A 7987-nucleotide genomic window follows, 5' to 3' on the forward strand; every position below is an offset into this window, starting at 1 on the left:
GGGCGAAGCCAAGCTCGCCCGCCATAGGTGTTCCCGGGGGGAAAGTCGTCGATCACCAGGCCTTGCTGATCTCCACGGAGACGAAGCGTCCCAGCGGCGAAGCGGCCTGGCTGTCCCACGAGAGGGTGCCGTTCATCGCGATCGGCGGATCCTTGTCGAACAGGTTCATGACATTGGCCGAGATCCTCAGGTCCTTGGCCCAGCCGGCTTCGCGCTCGAAGGCGTAGGACGCGGTGGCGTCGAAGAGCGTCTGGCTCTTGACCTTCACGTTCGGCGTGACGGCGGTGTTCAGGTAGCTGTCGGTGTAGTTGGCGAACAGGTTGGCCGACCAGCCGTCCGACCGCCAGCCCACCGCGCCGCGCACCCGCAGGTCGATCGGGTTGCCGAAGGTGTCCAGCACGTCTTGCCAAGGCGCGTTCGCCGCCGTCTTGCGTTCCAGTTTCAGGACCTTGGCGACCTCGGTCGAGACCGTCCAGTCGCCGATCGGCGTGGCGAAGGCGTAGCGAACTGAAACATCGAGGCCGCGCTGGTCGAGCTTGCCCAGGTTCTGGCGGCGACCGTCGATCAGCACGTTGATGTTGGCGACCGGCTCGACGGGGTTTTGCAGGTCGGGGCTGGCCATGGCCGCGGCGACCAGGGCGTTGAAGGCGGCCGTGGCGGCGGCGTCCGACGCCGCGGGGCGGCGCGTGATGAAAGGCGCATAGACCGAGCCGTTGGCCAGGGCCGTATTGGGGGTCACGTCGATGCGGTTGCTGTAGAGGATCTTGTACCAGGTCGCCGAGACATTAAGGCCCTTGATGATCTTGGGCTTCCAGTCGAAGCCCGCCGACCAGGTCTTGGCCGTTTCCGGACCCAGCTGACCGTTGCCGCCGTTGGTGAATATGCCGCGCGTGACGCCGGTGGACGAGGTCGGGTCGGTCAGGTTCTGGATGAAGATGTTCTTGATCTGGTCGGCGCTGTCGATCAGCGACGGGGCCCGGAACGAGGTGCCGTAGGTGGCGCGCAGCGTCAGGTCCGAGATCGGCGCGTAGATCACCCCGATCTTCGGATTGCTGGTCTTGCCGAAGTCGGAGTAGTCCTCGCGGCGGCCGGCCAGCGACAGTTCCAGGCGTTGCACGCCAGGCAGGGCGTTGGACGGCCCGACGATCGGCACGAACAGCTCGCCGTAGACGGTTTTGATGTCGCGGCTGTTGCGCACGATCTTGTAGGTCGCCGCGCCGCTAGCCAGGACGTTGGTGGCCTCGAGCGTCTGCTTGAAGCTGTTGTCGTGGTATTCGGCGCCCACCGCGATGCGGACCGAGCCTGCGGGCAGGTCGAAGATCGGGCCGTCGGCCTTGATCGAATAGTCCTTGGCGATGTTGGTGCCCCACGTCGCGCGGTTGGCGTCGATGATGTCGAGCAGGGCGGGATTATTGGTGCGGTTGAACGTTCCGTCGCCGAACGGATTGAATGCCGTCGCCTGACTGCTGCTGGCGAGAGCCGCGGTGAGGGCGGCGTTGTTCAGGACGTTTTTGCGATCCTGGAAGCCACGGCTGATGCTGTGGTCGGCATAGGCGGCGATCCGCCACTGCTTGCCCAGGTCGTAGTTGAAGCCGATCGCGTTCTGCTGGGCGTTCTCGAAGCCTGTCGAGTTCGGGTCAGCGTCTTCGCTAAGGCGATATTCGACCGTCTCGGAGGTCTGGCCGGCGGGCGAGACGAACCAGGGGTTGGTGTTGCGCACCGTCAGGCTGAACAGGGCGGGCGGCGCGGCGAGGTTATATTTGCGGCGGGTGTAGAAGCCTTCATACCAGACCTCGGCCTTGTCGCCGATGTGCTGGTGGACGTTGAACAGGATCGTGTTCCGGTTCTGCTTCGGCAGCAGGTCCGCGGCCGCCCCTTCGTCATAGCGGTTGGCCGTGCCCGCGACCAAGGCGGACGGGTTGACGCCGACGCCATTGCCGGCGGGGAGGGCGTAGCGCACGCCGCCGATGACGATGTTGCCCGGCGCGGCAGTGAAGGGGCGAGCGTCCGTTCCGCCTCGCGCGGTGCGGTTCTGGCTGGCGAAGTCGCGATCCGCGCCCGACAGATTGCCGCGCTCGTTGTGTTCGAACGAGAAGAACAGCTCCCCGGTGTCCCAGGTCTTGCCGAAGGTTTGGCTGTACTGCTTTTGCGAGACGTTGTCGGCGAAGCCGTAGCGGAAGGTGGTCTCGCCGCCGTCCAGCGAGCGACGGGTGATCAGGTTTACAACGCCGGCCACGGCGTCCGAGCCGTAGATGGCCGACGCGCCGTCGGTGACGACCTCGATGCGCGCGACGGCGGACGTCGGAATCTGGTCAAGGTCGCCCAGCGCCTTGATGATGCCGTTCGGCGCCAAGCGGCGACCGTTCAGCAGCAGGAGGGTGGCCTCGGGACCGACCCCGCGAAGGTTGGCGGTCCGAACGGCGGTGGAGTTGGCCGCGGCGTCCTGCGCCCCGCCGTTGAAGCTGTTGCGGCTTTCGTCGGCGCCCAGGTTCAACACCTGTGGCAGCATGCGCAGCGCGTCGCTGGGCGTGCCGGCGCCGGAGGCCTTCAAATCCTGGAGGCTCACGCCGACGGTGGGCGAACCGGCGGCCGCCACCCCGCGAATGCTAGTGCCCGTCACCACGATCTCCGAGACCGCCGTGTCTTCCACGGTCGAGGATTGTGGCGCGGTCTGCGCCTGCACCGCCGACGCCGCCGACCATGCGGCGACGATCATGGCGAGGTGCGAGACGCAGGCGTGGCGTGAATTGGTGGTCTTCATGGCGGCCCTCCCGTGCGCCGTCCGGCGCGCCCGCCGTCGGCTGTTCTGTTTTCGGTCGAGTGAAAAATCGTTCGACTACAAATAGTATGTTACACAAACAATTTTAATTTCAAGTGGCCCGCGGAAAATCAAGAACGACGTTATGGAGGAAGGGCGCCGCTCGTCCTCCCAAGGCGCCGTACCCCTCATGGGACTGTCCGCCAGTAATATAGTTTGTAATCCAAACTATTTATTGACACGGGGCTCTTGCCCTCTCTGAATGGATGGAGAAGGGCGTCCAGGGGTTCTGGTGCGTCGTTCCGCCGTCTCAAGCTCGACTCGTAGCAGGAAAATTCCGTGACCGACGCCGCCGCCGACACCCGTCCCCGCCCTCTGGAGGGTCTCAAGGTCATCGACCTGACCCGGGCGCTCGCGGGACCGTACGCCACGCTGTTGCTGGCGGGCCTAGGCGCAACGGTGATCAAGGTGGAAGACCCGCGCGGCGGCGACCTGGCCCGAGAGAACAGTCCCTATGTCGGGCGAGATGGCGTCAGCGTGGAGCGCCTCCACGACGACGATCTGTCGATCTCTCACCTTACCCGGGCGCGCGGCAAATACGGCGTCAGCCTGAACCTCAAGCACCCCAAGGCGCGGGAGGTGTTCGCCGATCTGGTGCGTGACGCCGATATCGTGGTCGAGAACTTCACCAGCGGCACCGCCGATCGTCTGGGCGTCGGCTATGCGGCCGCCAAGGCGGCTAATCCAGGCGTCATCTACTGCTCATTGAGCGGCTTCGGCGCGGGTGTGTCCGAGGGCAGCAAGGCGATGGACGTCCTGATCCAGGCGCTCAGCGGGGCCATGTACGCCAGCGGCGGGCCCGACGATCCGCCCGTGCGGATCGGCATTCCGATGGCCGATATGTTGGCGCCCGTGTTCGGCGTCATCGGCATCCTGGCCGCGCTGGAGCAGCGGCGGCGCACGGGGCGGGGACAGCAGGTCGACGTGTCGATGCTGGGCGCCCTGACCTCGTTCGTGGCGATCGAGAACTGGCAAGCCATGGCGCTGGCGGGGATGGAGGCGCGCACCGGGCTGACGGTGCAGCGGCTGTCGCCGTTCGGCGTTTTCCGCTGCGCGGATGGCTATGTGTCGATCGTGGCGGTGCACGAAGGTCTGGCGCGAGGCCTGTTCAAGGCCATGGAAAACGAGGCGCTGGGCGAGGATCCTCGGTTCGCGACGCGTGATCGCCGGGTCGCCAACGCCAAGGTCCTCGAAGCCCTGATCGAGGCCTGGTCCAGTCAACTGCCCACCGATGAGGTCGTACGCCGGCTGGAGGCCGAGGGCGTTCCGGCCGCGCCGGTCCGCCATCCCGCCGAAGGCCTGCGCGATCCTCGCGTCCTGGCGCGCGGCGAGACCCTGCCGATCACGCACCCCGCCTACGCGCGCGACGACGGACTGTTGACGAGCGGCGTGCCGATCCAGTTTTCCGAAGGGCGCACGGGCTTTGATCCGGTGCTGCCGGTGGCGGTCGGCGAGCACAACGCGACGGTCTATCGCGAGCTGCTGGGCTATTCAGAGGAGCAGGTCGAGGCGCTGGCGCAGGCGGGCGCGATCTGATGCCCGCGCCGATCCTGGCCTATGTCGGGGCGGATATTCCGCGCGAACTGGTCGCCGCGGCCGGCTTCACGCCGGTGCGGTTGGCGGCGGATGCGGCCCCGAAGACCGAAGGCCTCGCCGGCCAGACACCGCGCACCAGCGGGCTGGTGGCCCAGGTCCGGAACGGAGCCTTCGCCGGCGTCGCCATCGGCCACGGCTGCGTCGAGGACGCGCAGCTGTTCTCGGTGTTGCGGGAGTTGTCGCGGGTCGGAGGCGGCGTCGCGGCGCCGGTCGCGCACCTCGACATTCTGCACGGCGCCGAGTCGGCGATCCGCGCCTACAACCGCGCGCGGCTGACCAACTTCAAGGCTTGGCTGGAGGCGCTCGGTGGACAGGCCGTCACCGCCGACGCCCTGCGCGCCGAGATCGTCGCGAGCAACGCCCAGCGTCGACGCCTCGCGGAAGTGCTGGCCCTTCGCGGCGAGAAGGCGCCGAGACTGAGCGGCGTCCAAGCGCTCGACCTGATCCGGCGCGTCAGCCAGGCGCCGCGCGAGGAAGGCGATCGCGCGATCGAGGCCGCGCGCGCCGAGTCGCGACCGCTACCCGGCCGTCGCGTGCTGGTCACCGGCTCGCCGCACGAAACCTCCGCCGTCTACGCCGCGATCGAAGCCGCTGGCTGCGTGATCGTCGGCGAGGATCACGACTGGGGCGAGCCGTCAGCGGTCGCCCTGCTGGACGAAAGCCTAGACCCGTTCGACGCGCTCGCGGCGCGGTGGGAGACGCCGCCGCCGTCCGCGCCCACCGGCTCCAGCCAAGTCCGCGCCCAGGCCCTGGCGGCCCAAGCCTCGGCGCTGGACGTCGACGCGGTCCTCCACATCCGGCTGCCGGGCGACGAGGCCTCGCCGTGGGATGTGGCCGAGACGCGAAGGGCGCTGGCCGCCGTCGGCAAGCCGCTGGCGACGCTGCGGCTGGACCTGATCCCGGACACGGCCGACCTCGCCGCCAAGCTTTCGGCCTTCTTCGCTAATCCCGCCGGCCAAGCCGCGCCAGAACCGCGTGCCGCGAAGCCCGTCGCCGATGGCGCGAAGCGCCCCGTCGCCGCCGCCAATGTCGGCCGGCGCAGCCACAAGTCGCTGACCTCGACCGCCGATTTCGCGACCTGGCAACGCGACTGGTTCGCCGAGGTCCGGCGCAAGGCGGCGGAGGGACCGTTCGCGGTGGTCAACGCCGACGCCCCGCAGGAAATCCTGCGCGCCATGGACATCCCCTATGTGGTGAATCAGTGGTGGGCCTCGATCGTGGCGGCCAAGCAGCGCGGCCGCGACTATGCCGCCTTGCTGCGGGCGGCCGACTATCCGTCGGACGTCGAGTCCTACAGCGCCCAGGGCCTGGCGGCCGCTCTCGACACGGACGTCGAGGCCGCGCCGTGGGGCGGTCTGCCCAAGCCCGACATCCTGGCCCTGACGGCGGGCTCCGACGCCGGACCCAAGCTGTTCGAGGCCTGGGCGCGCGAGACGGGCGCGGCGCTTTTCGCCTACGCCCGCTCGATCGAGGGGCGCTGGGATCTGCCCCTGGAATGGTGGTCCGACCTGCCCGAGCGGTGGGAAGAAACCCTGGAGGCCGAGCGGCTGGATCTGCTGACGGCCCAGCTGGAGGCCAGCATCCCGCGCCTGGAGGCGATCACCGGCCGCAAGTTCGATCCGGCCCGCTTCGTGGAGGTGATGAACCTCGTCAACGAGCAGGAGGATTACTACCGCCGCACGCGCGACCTGATCGCCGCCACCCATCCGGCGCCGGCGGGCATCGTCGACACCATGCCTGCGACCATGGTGCCGCAGTGGCATCGCGGGTCGGTCTGGGGCCGCGACGCGGCCAAGCGCTTCTATGAGGAGGTCGCCGCGCGCGTCGAGGCCGGCGAGGCCGCGTGCCCGGGCGAGAAGATCCGGCTGATGTGGGTCGGGCGGGGGCTTTGGAGCGACATGGGCTTCTACCAGCGCTGGGAGGAGAGCCACGGCGCGGTGTTCGTCTGGTCGATGTATCTGGGCTTGGCCGCCGACGGCTATCTAAGATCGTTCGAGGGCGAGAAGGACGCCATGCGCGCCCTGGCCGCGCGCTTTGTCACCATGGGCGACGAGCTACGCATGCCGACCTGGGCGGGCGCCTGGCACGTCAAGGAAGCCCAAGCCCATGGCGTGCATGGGGCGGTGGCGATCGACGACGCCGACCCCTTCGTCCTGGCCGCCCTGGAACGCGCCGGCGTTCCGGTGCTGCGCCTGCCGATGAGCAATATGAGCCTCGAGGGCGACGCCTTGGAGGCCGCCGTCACGGCCTTTATCGAAGGCCTCTGACCGCCTTAACGACCTGTCCCATTCCAACCGTCTGGAGAGTTCCGATGAAGCTTCCGATTCTAGCCGCGACGCTCGCGGCCCTGGTCCTCCCCAGCGCGGTCGCGGCCCGTGAACCGGCGCCTCCACCCTATGCGGCCGTGATGGAAAGAGACCCCGGCTTGCCGACCCATACGGTCTACCGACCCGCGGACCTGGCCGCCTTGGGGGAGACAAAGCTGCCGATCCTGGCCTGGGCCAACGGCGCGTGCGCCAACGAGGGCGACGCCTTCGCCAAGTTCCTGACCGAGATCGCTGGGCACGGCTATCTGGCCGTGGCCATTGGTCCGATCGTCGGTCCCAAGCCGCCGGCGTCTGGACCCGCGCCGCGACCCGACATGAACGCGCCGCCCAAGACCACGTCATCGCAGCTGATCGACGCCATCGACTGGGCGGTCGCCGAGAACGCGCGGTCGGGCAGCCGCTACAAGGGGCGTCTCGACGTCAAGAAGATCGCGGTCATGGGCATGTCCTGCGGCGGCCTCCAGGCCATCGAGGCGTCGGCCGATCCGCGCGTCACCACCACCGGGGTGTGGAACAGCGGCGTTCTCGGGACGGGGACGGGCGGCTTGCCCGGCGCCAACGTGACCAAGGCGAGCCTGAAGGCGCTCCACGGTCCGGCGATCTATGTCAGCGGCGACGCCAGCGACATCGCCTTCGGCAACGCCAATGACGACTTCGCGCGGATCGATCACATCCCGGTCGTTCGGGCTTACGAGGATGGCGTTGGCCATGGTGGAACCTATAGCCAGCCGCGCGGCGGTTCGTTCGGCGAGGTGGCCGTCGCGTGGCTGAACTGGCAGCTCAAGGGCGACGCGACCGGTCGGGCCATGTTCGTCGGCCCGGACTGCCGCCTCTGCGCGCGACCGGGTTGGCGCGTCGAACGCAAGGGCCTGAAATAGGGGCGCCTGGAGGCCTCAGCCCAGCTCGGCGATCACCTCGGCGGCTTCGGTGAAGGCGGTGTTGGCGGCGGGCACGCCGGCGTAGATCGCCGTCTGCATCAGCACCTCCTTCAGCTCGTCCTGGGTGAAGCCGCCTTGTTCCAGCCCGGCGCGGACGTGGAGACGGAACTCCTCCCAGCGCGCCAGGCTGGCGCAGATGGCCAGAACCAGCAGACGGCGGGTGCGGTGGTCCAGGCCTGGGCGGCCCCAGATCTCGTTCCAGGCGTAGCGGGTGATCATCGCCTGGTAATCGGCGGTGAAGGCGGTGCGCTTGGCCAGGGACTTGTCGACCCAGGCGTCGCCCAGCACCTTGCGGCGGGTTTCGAGAC

At 68.4% G+C, this 7987-nt stretch carries 5 protein-coding genes; 3 read left to right on the top strand and 2 right to left on the bottom strand.

All coding sequences use genetic code 11. The annotated features are described in order from the left end of the window. Nucleotides 1-52: 52 nt before the first annotated feature. A complete protein-coding gene (locus tag AX690_RS04245) occupies nucleotides 53-2761 on the bottom strand; it encodes a TonB-dependent siderophore receptor (RefSeq protein WP_066685480.1) in 2709 nt (902 codons plus the stop codon). 336 nt (nucleotides 2762-3097) lie between these two features. On the opposite strand from AX690_RS04245, the gene AX690_RS04250 reads away from it, so the two are divergent. Genes AX690_RS04250 through AX690_RS04260 form a run of 3 tightly spaced genes read left to right on the top strand, consistent with a single transcriptional unit; the run spans nucleotide 3098 to nucleotide 7619 of the window. Next, complete coding sequence (locus AX690_RS04250; protein ID WP_066685479.1) at nucleotides 3098-4354, top strand: CaiB/BaiF CoA-transferase family protein; 1257 nt, start codon at nucleotides 3098-3100, stop codon at nucleotides 4352-4354. Further along, nucleotides 4354-6681: a 2-hydroxyacyl-CoA dehydratase family protein gene (locus AX690_RS22025; RefSeq protein WP_082769496.1), complete on the top strand. Its 2328-nt coding sequence runs from the start codon at nucleotides 4354-4356 to the stop codon at nucleotides 6679-6681. Before AX690_RS04250 ends, AX690_RS22025 begins: the two co-directional genes overlap by 1 nt. Before the next feature lie 44 nt (nucleotides 6682-6725). Beyond that, nucleotides 6726-7619: a hypothetical protein gene (locus AX690_RS04260; protein ID WP_066685478.1), complete on the top strand. Its 894-nt coding sequence runs from the start codon at nucleotides 6726-6728 to the stop codon at nucleotides 7617-7619. Between the two features lie 15 nt (nucleotides 7620-7634). Here AX690_RS04260 and AX690_RS04265 read toward each other — a convergent pair. Continuing rightward, nucleotides 7635-7987: carboxymuconolactone decarboxylase family protein (locus AX690_RS04265; protein ID WP_197426777.1), on the bottom strand; the 353-nt coding region annotated here is incomplete at its 5' end.

The organism is Caulobacter sp. CCH9-E1 (assembly GCF_001556515.1).
Taxonomy (GTDB): Bacteria; Pseudomonadota; Alphaproteobacteria; order Caulobacterales; family Caulobacteraceae; genus Caulobacter.